Source organism: Alteromonas sp. HB246098, assembly GCF_054890645.1.
In genome coordinates this window covers 286,556-301,570 of sequence record NZ_JBTZUG010000001.1, presented here as the reverse complement: position 1 = coordinate 301,570, position 15,015 = coordinate 286,556, and the positions used below count along the sequence as shown (strand labels likewise).

Below are 15,015 nucleotides of genomic sequence, written 5' to 3'. Positions count from 1 at the left end.
GAGACACGGCATGTTAGAGATTGAAATTGAAAAACCTACTTTATTAGTTGTTGATGATGAGCCTGTAAATTTACGGGTTTTGAAGCAACTTTTAGCATCGGACTACCAGCTTGTTTTTGCAAGAAATGGTGAAGAAGCGTTAAAGCTTACTGAGGCTAGACAGCCAAGTTTAATATTACTCGATGTCATGATGCCTGGGCTTACGGGGTTTGAAGTCTGTCGTCAACTTAAGCAGCAGTCGAGTACCAAGCATATCCCCGTTATCTTTGTCACGGCGTTAAACGATGAGCATGAAGAAACTGAGGGCTTCGAAGCTGGTGCCGTGGATTACATTACTAAACCCATATCACCGGCAATCGTCAAAGCACGGGTGAAAACCCATTTGAGTTTAGTACAGGCTGATGAGCTTTTAGATAGCCGATTACAGGTCGTTCAACGGTTAGGAAGAGCTGCAGAGTACAAGGATAATGAAACAGGCATGCATGTTATGCGCATGAGTCATTATGCTAAAGAGTTGGCGTTAGCTTATGGCATGACAGAAAAACAAGCAGAAACCTTGCTACATGCCGCACCTATGCACGACATTGGTAAAATTGGTATTGCTGATAGCATCATGCTTAAGCCTGGTAAGCTTACCGATGAAGAATTTGCCACCATGAAGCAACATCCAGAAATTGGCGCAGAGATCATCGGTGATTGCGGCGATTCTTTACTGCTCAAAGTGGCAAAGTCTGTTTCATTAACCCACCATGAGAAATGGGATGGAACGGGTTACCCTAACGGACTTGCCGGAGAGGATATTCCTATTGAGGGACGCATTTGTGCTATTGCTGATGTGTTTGATGCACTTACCAGTAAACGGCCTTATAAAGACGCATGGAGTATCGAAAAAACTGTCGAATTTATGGAGAGCCAGAAAGGGAAGCATTTCGAACCAAAACTGGTCGAATTAATGATAGAAATTATGCCTAAAATACTCGACATAAAAGCCAAGTTTAAAGATGAGGACTAACCGCTAAGTCTTTTCGCTGTTGCTTAATGCGCCGCCTATACGTATAATGTGCGCATTAAGTGATGAGAGCGGGCTCCCTCATTAAAGGAAAGTAACGCACTTATCATTAGCAAGCTATCACCTATCGGTGGTTTTACCCATAAGTTTGCAACTGCCTACATTGGCAGGTATGGGTTCAGAATTTTAATAAAAGCCCCGCTAGTCCGGGGCTTTTTGTTGTATTAAAACCTGGAGTCAGCCTCGCTGAGCCGGGTGATGACAGGTGGGCTTTAGGCCCTTTTTTCGTTTTTGGAGGTTTGCATTGGCAAAACTTGAAGAGAAACTAACCGAAATGCTAGAGCCAGGCGTAGAAGCACTGGGCTTTGAACTGGTTGGTATCGAGTTTGTACGAGCGGGGAAGCATTCAATTCTTCGCGTTTTTATTGATCATGAGAACGGTATTACCGTAGATGATTGTGCAGATGTAAGTCATCAGGTTAGCGCAATTTTGGACGTTGAAGATCCAATTAGCACTGAATATAACCTTGAAGTGTCATCACCAGGTATGGACCGACCGCTTTTCAAAGAAAAGCATTATATCGAAGCTGTAGGTGAAGTGGTTCAGGTTCGATTGTCTATGCCAATGGACGACCGACGTAATTTTAAAGGCAAAGTACTTACGTGTGAAAACGGCATTGTAAGTATTGAAGTGGATGGCCAGCAGTTCCAGTTAGCTGTGGCGAATATCGAAAAAGGTAACGTTGTTCCCACGTTCGATTAACGGAACAGCTCTGCTTTCATCGACGAAAGCATAAGAGAGGCGAAAATGAATAAAGAAATTTTGTTAGTGGCGGAAGCCGTTTCAAATGAAAAACAAGTGCCTAGAGAGAAGATTTTTGAAGCGCTAGAGTATGCAATCGCTAGTGCAACCAAAAAGAAAAACGAAGGCGAAATCGAAGTTCGTGTAAGTATCGACAGAACGTCTGGTGACTTTGACACATTCCGTCGCTGGTTGGTTATCCCAGATGATCAAGAGCAAGAAAATCCATTTGCTGAAATTACGTTTTCTGCGGCGCAAATCGACGAACCAGAGATACAACTTGGCGATTATGTGGAAGAACAGATTGAATCTATCAAATTCGACCGCATAACTACGCAAACCGCTAAGCAAGTCATCGTACAAAAAGTACGCGAAGCTGAGCGTCAGCAAATGATTGCTGAGTACGAAGACAAAGTGGGTGAACTGGTTACGGGTACGGTTAAGAAAGTAAACCGCGACAATATCATTATTGATTTGGGTAATAACGCAGAAGGCGTTATCTACCGCGATGATATGCTTCCTCGTGAAACTTTCCGTCCAGGTGACCGTGTACGTGGTCTTCTTTACGTTATCCGTCCGGAAGCACGCGGTGCACAGCTATTTATTAGCCGTACTCACCCAGACATGCTGGTTGAACTATTCCGCTTGGAAGTGCCTGAAATTGCAGAAGAGACGCTAGAAATCAAATCTGCGGCTCGCGATCCAGGTTCACGTGCAAAGATTGCCGTTAAAACTAACGACAAGCGCTTAGACCCAGTAGGCGCGTGTGTGGGTATGCGTGGTTCGCGCGTACAAGCTGTATCGGGCGAACTTGGCGGTGAACGTGTTGATATCGTGCTTTGGGACGAGAACCCAGCGCAATTCGTTATCAATGCAATGGCTCCCGCTGAAGTTGCGTCAATTGTTGTTGACGAAGACAGCAACAGCATGGACGTAGCGGTTGAAGCGGACAACTTAGCTCAGGCAATTGGCCGTAGTGGCCAAAACGTTCGCCTAGCTAGCCAGCTTACAGGCTGGGAACTTAACGTGATGACGGTTGAAGATCTCAACAAGAAGCACGAAGAAGAAAACGCGAAGGTACTTGATCTATTTACTGCTGGTTTGGACATTGACGAAGAGTTTGCGTCTGTCTTGGTAGATGAAGGCTTTACAACACTAGAAGAAGTGGCATACGTGCCAGCTAGCGAGCTTCTAGCGGTTGAAGGGTTAGATGAAGAAATGGTTGAAGAGCTGCGCAACAGAGCGCGTGCTTTCTTAACCACGCGTGCACTAGCGAATGAAGAATCGCTTGAAGGTGCAGAGCCTACAGAAGCCTTATTAAATCTTGAAGGTATGAGTAAACACGTGGCTTATGTGTTGGCCAGCCGCGGTGTTACTGACCTAGAAGAATTAGCAGAACAAGGTACCGATGATATCAGTGATATCGATGAACTAGACGAAGAGAAAGCTGGTGAGTTAATCATGGCGGCTCGTAATATCGTATGGTTCAGTGAAGAAGAGTAAGGTCAACAGGGGGAAAATTACGTAATGGCAGATGTATCTATTGAAAAGCTCGCCAGCGACATTGGTACGACCGTTGACCGATTGGTTGGCCAGTTTAAAGACGCGGGTATCTCTAAGAGTGCCGGCGATCAGGTAAACGAAGACGAGAAACAGAAACTATTGGATCATTTAAGTAAGCAACACGGTAGCGCAGCTGAACCAACGCGCATGACACTTAAGCGTAAGACAACTAGCACATTAAGTGTTGGTAAGTCTAAAGAAGTGAAAGTGGAAGTACGCAAGAAGCGCACATACGTTAAGCGCAGCGACATTGAAGAACAGCAGCGTCAAGCGGAAGAAGAAGCGAAGCGTCTTGAAGAAGAAGCACGTCTGAAGCGCGAAGCAGAAGAGAAAGCAGCTGCTGAAGCGAAGAAAGCCGCTGAAGAAAAAGCGCGTAAAGCAGAAGAAGCTAAGAAAGCTGCTGATGAAGAGCGTGCACGTCGTGCGGAACAAGCTAAGAAAGAAGCTGAAGCCCGTAAAGCAGACGAGCCTGAACTAACTGAAGCTGAAAAAGCAGAAGCAGAAGCAGCGCGTCAGGAAGAAGAGCGTCTTCGCAAAGCACAGGAAGAAGAAGCGCAGAAGAAACTTGAAGAAGACGCGAAGAAGGCGGCTGACGAAGCGCGTAAACTTGCTGAAGAAAACGAGCGTCGCTGGAAAGAAGAAGAAGAGCGTCGTAAGAAAGCAGAAGCTGAAGAAGTTCACTTGCACTCTAACCGCTACGCTCAAGAAGCAGAAGACGAAGAAGACATGCAAGTTGAGCGTTCTTCACGTCGTCGTCGCAAGTCTAAGAAAAACGCGGGTGAGCACCTTAAGCAAGGCTTTAACAAGCCAGCAGCGCCAGTAGAGCGCGTTGTTAAGCTTGGTGCAACTATCACAGTTGGTGAGCTGGCAAGTAAACTTGCTATTAAGTCTAACGAAGTTATCAAAACGATGATGAAGATGGGCGAGATGGCTACTATCAACCAAGTGCTAGACCAGGACACTGCGGTACTAGTTATCGAAGAGATGGGTCATAAGTACGAGCTTGTAAATGACAATGCGCTTGAAGATGAGTTGCTAGCAGACAGCACAGATGGCGAGAAATCGACACGTGCTCCTGTTGTTACCATCATGGGTCACGTTGACCACGGTAAAACATCACTGCTTGACTACATTCGCCGTGCGAAAGTTGCAGACGGTGAAGCGGGTGGTATTACCCAGCATATTGGTGCTTACAAAGTACAAACAGATAACGGTGAAATCACCTTCCTAGATACCCCTGGACACGCCGCGTTTACTGCAATGCGTGCTCGTGGTGCTACGGCGACGGATATCGTTATTCTTGTTGTTGCTGCAGATGACGGCGTAATGCCGCAAACGAAAGAAGCTGTACAGCACGCCCGTGCTGCGGGTGTACCTCTTATCGTTGCAGTGAACAAAATGGATAAAGAAACAGCTGATCCAGACCGCGTTAAAACTGAGCTATCTCAACTAGAAGTTATCTCAGAAGAGTGGGGCGGTGAGCACCAGTTCTGTAACGTTTCTGCGAAAACGGGTATGGGCGTCGATGAACTTCTTGATGCTATCGTTCTTCAGGCAGAACTACTTGACCTTAAAGCAGTAGCTGAAGGCTCTGGTCGCGGTATTGTTATCGAATCTCGTCTTGATAAAGGCCGTGGTCCGGTAGCGTCAGTACTCGTTCAGGAAGGTCAACTACTTGCTGGTGACATTCTACTTTGTGGTGAAGAGTACGGCCGTGTTCGAGCAATGCGCGACGAAAACGGCAAAGAGATTAAGGTTGCAGGACCTTCAACGCCGGTAGAAGTACTTGGCCTTTCAGGTGTTCCAGTAGCTGGTGAAGATGCCGCAGTTGTTAAAGACGAACGTAAAGCTCGTGAAGTAGCAGCGAAGCGCCATCAGAAGAAACGCGAACTTAAACTTGCTCGTCAGCAAAAAGCGAAACTTGAAAACATGTTTGCGAACATGGAATCAGGTGACGTTAGCGAACTTAACATCGTACTTAAGGCTGACGTACAGGGCTCGGTAGAAGCGATTTCTGAGTCACTGGTTAAGCTTTCTACTTCTGAAGTTAAAGTTAATATTGTAGGTAGTGGTGTAGGTGGAATCACCGAAACTGACGCGACCCTTGCGGCTGCATCAGGCGCTATCGTACTAGGCTTTAACGTTCGTGCCGATGCAACAGCACGTCGCGTACTAGAGGCTGAAGAAATTGACCTACGTTACTACAGCGTTATCTACCACCTAATTGACGAAGTGAAAGCGGCCATGAGCGGTATGCTTGCACCAGAGTTCAAGCAGGAAATCATTGGTCTTGCCGAAGTACGTGACGTATTTAAGTCACCGAAATTGGGCGCAATTGCAGGCTGTATGGTTACAGAAGGTAATGTTAAGCGTAGCAACCCAATCCGTGTACTTCGCGAAAACGTAGTAATTTACGAAGGCGAATTAGAATCACTACGTCGCTTTAAAGACGACGTACAAGAAGTACGTAACGGTATGGAATGTGGTATCGGCGTTAAGAACTATAACGATGTGAAAGTAGGCGACCAAATTGAGGTCTTCGAAATCGTTGAGGTTAAACGCGAAATTTAATTGCCTTAGTTAATTCGGCATGTGAAAAACGGGGGCCGAGTGCTCCCGTTTTTGTCTGTATAAAGTAAACAGACTCAAGCATGCCCTACGTTAAATAAGGAAAGGAGAGTACAATGGCTCGTGAATTTTCACGTACCGACAGAGTCGCTCAGCAAGTTCATAAAGAAGTAGCGAGCATTCTGCAAAATGAATACAAACACCGTGTAGGCGATATGCCTTTAATTACGGTTTCTGATGTAGATGTATCGCGCGACCTAGCTCACGCGAAAATCTTTGTGACTATTTACAACAGCACTGAAGAAGAAGGCAAAGCCCAAATCAAGCAGCTAGCTGAATACAAAAAGTTTATTCGCAGTATTCTTGCCAAACGTATTCGCATGCGTTCAGTACCTGATCTTCACTTCTTTGAAGATAAATCGATTGTTGAAGGGATGCGCATTTCTAATCTTGTGTCACAGACCATCGCTAAAGATGAGTCGAAGCGCGATGAAGACGATTCACAAGAGCAGGAGTAGATGGCAAGACGTCGTAAGGGCCGTGACATCAACGGCATAGTATTGCTCGATAAACCACTGGGTGGCTCATCAAACCAACTATTACAGAAAGTACGCTGGCTGTATAAGGCGGCCAAAGCGGGCCACACTGGCGCGCTTGACCCGCTAGCTAGCGGTATGCTGCCGCTGTGTTTAGGTGAAGCTACCAAGTTCTCACAGTTTCTTTTGGATGCGGAAAAGACCTACGAGGTTACGGCACAACTTGGCGTGCGCACAACCACGTCTGACGCCGACGGTGAAGTGGTAGAAGAGAAGCCCGTTGAAGTCACTGAAGAGCAAGTACGTAAAGCGTGTTTAGCTTTTTTAGGTAAAAGTAAACAGATTCCGTCTATGTTCTCTGCGCTGAAACACCAAGGTAAGCCACTTTATCACTATGCCCGTCAAGGCATAGAGATTGAGCGTGAACCACGTGATATTGAAGTGTATGAACTGGACGTACTGCGAATCGAACTGCCTTATGTCGATATGCGCATCAAGTGCAGTAAAGGTACTTATATTCGCTCTATTGTGGATGACTTAGGTCAGAACCTGGGGTGTGGTGCTTATGTGACCCGCTTACATCGCACCGAAGTTGCTGACTATCCTACCGATAAAATGGTGTCGCTGGATAAGTTAATTGAAATTCAGGAGTCGCTAGAAGACGGTGACTTCAAAGCCCTTGATGACTTGCTTATTCCTATGGATACAGCGGTAAGTCGTCTACCGTTTGTGACAATTAACGACGCCGAAAGAAATCGTTTTGACAATGGCCAATCGGTTAAAGGCATGTGCAGTGAAGCACTTTGTGAAGGGACATCCTACCGGGTCTACAACGGCGTTGATACTAATGGTATTTTCCTTGGCGTTGGGGAAGGAGTGCTTGACCCAAAAGACCAAGGCATACCTAAACTAGAAGTATTTGTTAACCCTAAGCGCCGGGTTGTTTATCCATAAACGTAGCGCCTGTAAATAAAGATGGTTTATGGCTTGCTAAGTGTGTAAACGTCATTATAATACTGCGCTCATTCCGCTTTGCTGAATTAGTGATCGGCGAAGCATAAATTTTAGGAGAATGATATGTCACTAACTAAAGCAGAAACCGCGAAAATCATTGCTGAGTACGGCGTAAAAGAAGGCGACACTGGTTCACCAGAAGTTCAAGTAGCTTTGCTTACTCACAACATCAACAAGCTTCAAGGTCACTTTGCTGATCATAAGAAAGATCACCACTCTCGTCGTGGTCTTCTACGCATGGTTAGCCAACGTCGTAAGCTTCTAGACTACCTTAAAGGCAAGAACGCTGAGCGTTACCTTGACCTAATCAAGCGTCTAGGTCTACGTCGATAAGACTAGGTTTCAAGAAAAGCGCCCATTGGGCGCTTTTTTTTCATCCGTTTTTTACTTAAGAGATACTCTCCTTCGAACTAGGCTAATCTGCAATTTCAACTTTCCTTTGAATGTTGCTTCTTATCTTCATACATCCTTTCATCGGCAATATGAATAAGTTCTTCTAACGTCTTTCCCTCCGATGGATAACTTGCATGCCCAATACTTACCCCTATGTTGAATGTCCCTTGAGTGGTAGTGATAGGCTGAGTCAGTGTTTTAAATAGCCGCATCGTTATCCGCTGTATGTCGTATTCTTTACTAAGTTCAGTGACGACGACAATAAACTCATCACCACCGACACGCGCAGCAATGTCGTATGAGCGGCATAAAGCTTTTAGTCTTTGTGCAAGCTCTACAAGTACCTCATCACCAAGGGCATGACCATATTCATCGTTGATTGGTTTGAAACGGTTTAGATCGAGATAAAATAGGGTACAAAATTTTGCGTTCCTTTCTAGCCTGGGAAGTTCATTGCGCATATAAGTAGATAGCGCCAATCTATTGGCAAGCCCCGTTAAGGTGTCGCTATTAGCAAGCTTTTTAATTTTTTGCTCGGCTTCTATTTGCTCAGTAATATCAACGTTAATACCGAACATCTTACTACCTTCAACGCGGCCGTATGCTTTGACGTGACGATACTGCTCATTTAAGGTTTTAATTCTATACGTTGCTTCGAAAGAGGATTTTTCTAATACCGCCTTCTCAATTTTTTTCTTTACGCCATCGATATCACTAGTATGGACGGTGTCTTCCCAATCACTAAAAAGGCCACTAAAACGATTTTGGGATATATTGTAAATTTTGTGCATCCACTCGTCCCAAATAAGAAGGTTAGCTCGGATGTCCCATTCCCATACTCCAATACGAGCAGCGTCCGCAGCCATAGACATTCTGCGATTAAGCGTCTTAAGTTCGTACTGGGTTTCACGCCATTTAGTTACATCTTCAGAAAGGGATAAAATAAACTGTGCGTCACCGTAACTATCACCTATGACTATTTTTTTTGTGTGCAAGTAGTGCACTTTGCCGCCAATATTAAGTCTGTATTCATGCGCGTTTTGCTTCTTGGAACTTAACAGTAATTGCTTATCATCACTAACAAACGCCTTAGCTTCTTTTTCTTCAAATATATCAAAATCTGACAGCCCAATTAACGATGCTTTATCAATTCCCAATAGCTCACTTCCCGCATCGTTAACATGCGTAATAGAAAGCGTCTTAGCGTTTTTTACTAGCAACATATTGGGCAGGGCGTCAAACACGGTTTGCGCGAAGACTTCTTGGTTTTTTACATCCGATAGGTCTTTGATTGTACACATATAAGCGACATGGTTTCCCGGCAACTGTTTAACTTTCAGAGAAAGAGGAAACACTTTGCCATTTTTTCTTATGCCGTCCAACGTAAATGGGGCGCTATGCGCAACGCTGTTATTTGCCCCTTTCTTTAAACTAACAATTAGTGATTCAGTGGTATGTTCAGAAGGGCTAATAAGTTCTCTTATATGCACCGACTGCGTGGTAAGGGTAAAGTCACTCAAGCCGAACATGTTTAACGCCACAGGATTTGCAAACTCGACCAAGCCCGAATTATCGAAGGTGATAACGCCATCTTGTACGGTGTTTAATACGGCGTTGTATCGCTCAAGTAATAAAGTTCGTGTGCGAAGTTCAATAAATACCAAGATAGCGAATGCGAATAACATGACCATTAGCATGACTAGATAAACTAGATTCTTGGTTTCAGGCTCTTGCAGTATTTTAGTCTCTGGAAGGGCGTAGACGTGCATAGACAGCATTCCGGTATAGTGCATGCCGGAAATAGCGGACCCCATGATGATTGCTGGTACTATTTGCTTTGTAATGCGAAGCTGCGCTGTAGTCACATACTCATGGGTTTTTAATGCAATGCCGGCCAATCCCACAGCAACCACAATCGAAAGGGAGAAATACCAGCTATCGTAAGCCATTGCGGCGTCCATCTGCGCCGCCATCATGCCGATGTAGTGCATACTGCCTATGCCGACCCCCATATAAATACTGCGAAGCCATAGCGCGTTTGCCTTGTAAGGCAATTTGCCCATAACAACAATGCTTGCGAGGATAGCAGAGTAATAAAAGGGTCGTAAGAGACCACAAGCGGAAGTTGATAAGCAAGCATGCCAACAAAGTGCATGGACCAAATTCCAAAGCCCAAAAAGCATGCTGATGCCAGTGACCAATAAGTCCGCTCGTTTTGCATCTCCGTTTGCGCCATCTTAGCGGCAAGCACGAAAGAAATTAGTGATGCTGATATGGCAATAAGAACGGAAACCAGTACGAAAAATACATCGTAGGTAGCTAGAATTTCAGTATTAGGAGGAAAATCTGCTACTGAAAAAAAATGATAATGTCCGTGTTTCAAGGCGTAATAAAGCTAAATTAGATACTACTATTAAATGTAGTAGTTCCACCTATTTACGCAACTCTACTTTCTCTGCTGTCTTGGTTGATGAACGAACGGCGTTTTGCATCGTCTTTAATTCTTGAGCTGTTAAGTTTCGCCATTGACCTGGTTTTAGTGACCCGAGTTCTAAATGCATAATGCGTGTGCGTTTAAGTTTAGTCACCTCATAGCCTAAGAATTCACACATTCTGCGTATTTGGCGATTAAGCCCCTGGGTAAGAATAATAGTAAACTTGTTTTTGCCGGTCGGTTTAACAACACATGGCTTTGTCACTGTACCTAAGATGGGCACGCCGCGCGCCATACGCTTCACAAACCGTTCACTAATAGGCTGGTTAACCGTTACTTCATACTCTTTGTCGTGCGCATTTTCAGCGCGCAATATTTTATTTACGATATCACCATCGCTGGTGAGTATGATGAGCCCTTCAGAAGGCTTATCAAGCCTACCTACGGGAAATATACGTGCTTTATGACTGATAGCGTCAATAATATTGCCTTTAACATGGCGCTCGGTAGTACAGGTTATGCCTATAGGTTTGTTATATACAATATAGACCCTATCTGATTTGTCCTTCGCTACCGCACCTACCACCTTGCCATCAACTTTAACAATATCGCCGGCACCAATTTTAGTGCCAAGTTCTGGTGGTTTGTTATTTACCGTAACGCGCTTTTGCTCAATGAGTTTATCCGCTTCTCGGCGTGAACATAGGCCTGTGTCACTAATATATTTATTTAAACGTTTAGGCGCTTGGTCACTCATTGCGCAGTATGTCCTTTCTTATTTCGTCGAAGGCGGTAATGGTATCACGACAAAAAAGAAAGGGGCGATTAACCCCTTTCTTTTTTCTGTATTTATCTGGCGTAGCCATATATTGCTGTTCGTTTTGAAAACAACAAGCCAGCCGGTGGTAGATAATTTAACTGCCAGCAGGTGAGGGAGGTGAACCCGCACCACCACTCGCACTGCCACTTGATACTACTTTTGTGGCGATGTCGCGGATCTCGTTTTCTAAACTGGTAATGCGTCCAGATAACGTTGTGTTGCGCTGCTCCAATACTGATAGTTTATCGGTAAGATTACGCACACGTTGCTGGGCGCTTTGTTTATCGCTTGTGGCTTGTTCTAGTTGAACATTTACAGCAAGTAGTTCATCGGCTAGTGATGCCAATTGATTTTTAACAGAACCGATTGCAGCAGCTTGGCTTTTTACGTCGTCAGAAACGGCGCTGACATTTTTATTCAATGCAGTTTGAACATTGCCAACACGATCACCAAGGTCAGCGATTTCTTTTTGATTACGACGCCATGCCGAAGCCCAAAGTTTGTCCATTTGCTCCCAAAGTTCATTGGTTTTATTAGACAACTCAGTAACTTTGACTTGTAAAGCAACCGTAGATTCACCAATTTCCTCGCCTGTCGCAGAAAGCTTGCTTTCTAGCTGCATAATGCGCTTTTCAGCTTGCTCAGCCACAGCCTTTTGTTGCTCAAGCATAGTGTACAAGTAGTAACAACCACCACACGCCGCTAAGGCGATCAAGGCAACTAAAACAACCCAGACTCCGTTTCCGCTACCACTATTTGAAGGCTGACGGTTGGCTGAAGGGGAAGGTGAGGGCGTGGTCGCCTTTGTTGGGGCCGCTTGCCTATTAGTCTGATAATCTCGACGGTCTTCTTCATCCAATCTAATGGTTGGAAACTCATCGTTTTTCGAATTATTTGCCATAGTAAATTAATAATCTCTTTATGTAGCGCTCTCTATCTGACGTTAAAACGTTTTATCTAAACGAGAGCCCATTATTCTTTGCGCGCAGTTTCATGTTATCGCTAAATCGAAGGAAATTCTATGGCTTATGTAGAATGCTAACTTTCCATAAGACAAAGAAGCTGGAATTTGTATAAACCCAGCATTTTTCAATGGCATAAACCTGATTAGTTTTTATCGCCAATCCATTCGACGCGATAAAGGTCGCGGCGTCGGTCCAAGTAATTTCGCACCGAGCCCTCATTTTGCAGCTTAGTGAGTTTGTCGAGGTCTAAATCCACGATAAGCGTCATCTCTGTATTTGGTGTCGTTTCAGACACAATAGCATCGTGAGGAAACGCGAAATCACTGGGTGAAAACACCGCGGTTTGACCATACTGAATATCCACGTTATCAACCTTAGGCAGATTACCGACGCTACCAGCAATAGCTACATAACATTCATTTTCGATAGCCCTTGCTTGTGCACAGCGGCGAACGCGTAAATAACCATTTTTCGTGTCTGTCCAAAACGGCACAAATAAAATCTGCATCTCTTGGTCGGAAAGAATGCGCGCCAGTTCTGGAAATTCCACGTCGTAACAAATTAGCACGCCGATTTTCCCGAAATCGGTATCAAAAGTCTTAAGACTATTTCCGCCCTTCATAATCCAGTCCTCTTTCTCGTGAGGTGTTGGATGAAGTTTGTATTGGCTTTCAATCGTTCCGTCTCGCTTGCATATGTAGCTTACGTTATACAGCTGTTCCTCTTCCACGACAGGCATTGAACCCGCGATAATTGTAATATTGTACGAAACAGCTAAATGAGATACGGCAGTTAAAATTTCATCGGTATAAGTAGCTAAATGCCAAATAGCGTCAATTGATGAATCCGATGGGCTAAGACCCATAAGCGGCGCATTGAAAAACTCTGGGAATAAGGCCACATCGCATGAGTAGTCAGATAGCGCGTCAACAAAGTACTCAACTTGCTGAAGCAGTTCTTCTACATTGTTGAAATAGCGCATTTGCCACTGAATGCATCCTATGCGCGCACTCGATTTTCTGCTGGCGATTAACGAAGGCGTGCCCGGTTCGTAGTAAATGTTGTGCCATTGAAGTAATGTGGCATAACCCTTTGATGCTTCATCTTCTGGGAGGTATGCGGTCATTACTTGCTTTACTTCAAAGCCGTTTGATAGTTGAAACGTTAAAATCGGGTCGTAAATATCCTTTAGTTTTACTTGCTCGATGTACTCATAAGGCGACAATTCATTCGCATAGTTTCTATAATTGGGTATGCGCCCCCCAGCCATGATTGATTTTAAATTTAAGTTTCTACATAGCTCTTTTCGCGCTTCGTATAACCGTCTACCTAAACGAAGACCGCGGTATTCTGGGCAAACAATAACTTCTACGCCGTAAAGCACATCACCATTTGGATCGTGAGTCGTAAGATAGGCATCGCCGGTTATTTCATCGTAACTATGCTTATCACCAAACTGGTCGTAATCAACAATGACTGAAATGGCGAAGGCAACCACTTTGCCTTTATCTTCAATACATATTTGTCCTTCAGGAAACGTGGTGACTTGTGCTTTGTAGTTAGAGTAAGGCCAGGCGCCGCCAACGTTTGCGTATACCTTGTCCATCAACCCTTTTACATCGTTATAGTCGTCCAGTCTTAAGTTTCTTAAGTCTAGATGGTGTTCCGTTTCTTCTATTTGTGTTTGGTCTTGACTCATGGGTTACTCTTTTTGCTAATGCTTTTGATAAATACTTCTGATAAATACTTCTGATACGTACAGCGTTTATGTTTCTACTTAAATGCCTTGTAATGGTTTTTTCAACTGTTAAATGTAGTCCTCGTGTTCTTACCGTAAAGGCGAAGATAACAAGTAAAAAGGGGCTTGGTTTCAAGCAACACCATTAAAATACATACCTTGGCTTACTAATTAATCTTATTTGTTAGAATTTCTCTTTAGTGATTGTTTTAGTTTCTGTCTAGCGGAGCTAGCTCACGCACTGATTAAATACTAATTAAAGAATAGTTCGCAAAAAAACTAGCAAGAAACGTGCGAATTCTTTAGCCGTCAAAGCGATAAATAATTTTTCTTTTATCGATAAAAAAATAGCGCGAAAAATGTGTGGTCATGCAATTGCCACAACGCTCAACGCCGCGTATAAGTTCGCTACTTTTTTACGCCCTTAACCCCCTAATAACTACACAATTAGTTAACTGCCTACAGGTAAAAAGACTTAGATGAATAGAGAACAACTTGCGTCGTATCAACCTCTACATGTTTTCGATGAAGCCATATTTGAAAAAATCGTAGATGACTTAGTCACTTCAGGCTTTTCTATTCAGGAGAATGGGTTACCCGATTTCATTACACAAGCACTGTTAACCTGTCAGCGTTCAATCTCCGAAGCTGAATATAAAAAAGCGGGTATTGGTCGCGCAAAGAATTATCAGAAAGCTGAAAAAGTGAGAGGTGACGAGATTTGCTGGATTACCGGTTCCTCTGAGGAAGGCGCCCTGTGGTTGTCTTGGTGTGAAGCCATGCAGCATTATATAAACCGTTCGCTTTTTGTGGGGCTCTTTTCTTTTGAGAGTCATTTTGCTTGCTATGAACCAGGTAAATTTTACAAGCGCCATGTAGATGCGTTTAAAGGTCAGGGCAACAGGGTACTATCGCTTGTAGCCTATCTCAACGATAGCTGGGAAGAGGCAGATGGCGGAGAATTAGTGCTGTATTTTGATGAAAATGATCAAATAGGAACAAAAGTCTTACCGGCAAAAGGAACATTTGTAGTATTTCTTAGCGAAGCTTTTCCCCACGAAGTTTTGCCTTCGGTAAGAACGCGCCATTCTGTTGCAGGATGGTTTAGAGTAAACGGTACTGTTAATGACAGTATCGACCCTCCGCGCTAGTATCCAAAAACTCATACTTATG

The 15,015-nt window shown here is 44.1% G+C and carries 13 protein-coding genes; 8 read left to right on the top strand and 5 right to left on the bottom strand.

The annotated features are described in order from the left end of the window. Window positions 1-10: 10 nt before the first annotated feature. The 7 genes from ACYTPF_RS01295 (at window position 11) to rpsO (ending at window position 7,825) form a co-directional block, all read left to right on the top strand. A complete protein-coding gene (locus ACYTPF_RS01295) occupies window positions 11-1,012 on the top strand; it encodes a response regulator (protein ID WP_461850921.1) in 1,002 nt (333 codons plus the stop codon). Between the two features lie 301 nt (window positions 1,013-1,313). Next, window positions 1,314-1,772: a ribosome maturation factor RimP gene (gene rimP / locus ACYTPF_RS01290; protein ID WP_179983224.1), complete on the top strand. Its 459-nt coding sequence runs from the start codon at window positions 1,314-1,316 to the stop codon at window positions 1,770-1,772. 45 nt (window positions 1,773-1,817) lie between these two features. Then, on the top strand, window positions 1,818-3,314 hold the full coding sequence (nusA, locus tag ACYTPF_RS01285; protein ID WP_179983225.1) for a transcription termination factor NusA: 1,497 nt from the start codon (window positions 1,818-1,820) through the stop codon (window positions 3,312-3,314). A 24-nt stretch (window positions 3,315-3,338) separates the two neighbouring features. Continuing rightward, window positions 3,339-5,945, top strand: a complete 2,607-nt coding sequence (gene infB, locus ACYTPF_RS01280) for a translation initiation factor IF-2 (protein ID WP_461850920.1) — start codon at window positions 3,339-3,341, stop codon at window positions 5,943-5,945. A gap of 113 nt (window positions 5,946-6,058) precedes the next feature. Continuing rightward, entirely contained in the window at window positions 6,059-6,460 is a 402-nt protein-coding gene (rbfA, locus tag ACYTPF_RS01275) for a 30S ribosome-binding factor RbfA (protein ID WP_118495169.1), read from the top strand. Continuing rightward, the gene (gene truB, locus ACYTPF_RS01270; RefSeq protein ID WP_461850919.1) at window positions 6,461-7,432 is read left to right on the top strand and encodes a tRNA pseudouridine(55) synthase TruB; all 972 of its coding nucleotides are present in this window, start codon (window positions 6,461-6,463) and stop codon (window positions 7,430-7,432) included. A 123-nt stretch (window positions 7,433-7,555) separates the two neighbouring features. Continuing rightward, the gene (gene rpsO / locus ACYTPF_RS01265) at window positions 7,556-7,825 is read left to right on the top strand and encodes a 30S ribosomal protein S15 (RefSeq protein WP_012518257.1); all 270 of its coding nucleotides are present in this window, start codon (window positions 7,556-7,558) and stop codon (window positions 7,823-7,825) included. 95 nt (window positions 7,826-7,920) lie between these two features. Here rpsO and ACYTPF_RS01260 read toward each other — a convergent pair whose 3' ends face one another. The 5 genes from ACYTPF_RS01260 to ACYTPF_RS01240 form a co-directional block, all read right to left on the bottom strand. Then, on the bottom strand, window positions 7,921-9,948 hold the full coding sequence (locus ACYTPF_RS01260; protein ID WP_461850918.1) for a sensor domain-containing diguanylate cyclase: 2,028 nt from the start codon (window positions 9,946-9,948) through the stop codon (window positions 7,921-7,923). After that, the gene (locus ACYTPF_RS01255; RefSeq protein ID WP_461850917.1) at window positions 9,882-10,268 is read right to left on the bottom strand and encodes an MHYT domain-containing protein; all 387 of its coding nucleotides are present in this window, start codon (window positions 10,266-10,268) and stop codon (window positions 9,882-9,884) included. The genes ACYTPF_RS01260 and ACYTPF_RS01255 overlap by 67 nt, the downstream gene beginning before the upstream one ends. Before the next feature lie 49 nt (window positions 10,269-10,317). Further along, a complete protein-coding gene (gene rluF / locus ACYTPF_RS01250; RefSeq protein ID WP_179983228.1) occupies window positions 10,318-11,076 on the bottom strand; it encodes a 23S rRNA pseudouridine(2604) synthase RluF in 759 nt (252 codons plus the stop codon). A gap of 157 nt (window positions 11,077-11,233) precedes the next feature. Further along, window positions 11,234-12,040 carry a hypothetical protein gene (locus tag ACYTPF_RS01245; RefSeq protein ID WP_461850916.1) on the bottom strand — a complete coding sequence of 269 codons (807 nt, stop codon included), beginning with the start codon at window positions 12,038-12,040 and terminating at the stop codon, window positions 11,234-11,236. Between the two features lie 206 nt (window positions 12,041-12,246). After that, on the bottom strand, window positions 12,247-13,803 hold the full coding sequence (locus ACYTPF_RS01240) for a carbon-nitrogen hydrolase family protein (RefSeq protein WP_118495164.1): 1,557 nt from the start codon (window positions 13,801-13,803) through the stop codon (window positions 12,247-12,249). Window positions 13,804-14,321: 518 nt separating this feature from the next. Here ACYTPF_RS01240 and ACYTPF_RS01235 point away from each other — a divergent pair. Continuing rightward, the gene (locus ACYTPF_RS01235) at window positions 14,322-14,993 is read left to right on the top strand and encodes a 2OG-Fe(II) oxygenase (protein ID WP_461850915.1); all 672 of its coding nucleotides are present in this window, start codon (window positions 14,322-14,324) and stop codon (window positions 14,991-14,993) included. Window positions 14,994-15,015: the final 22 nt, after the last annotated feature.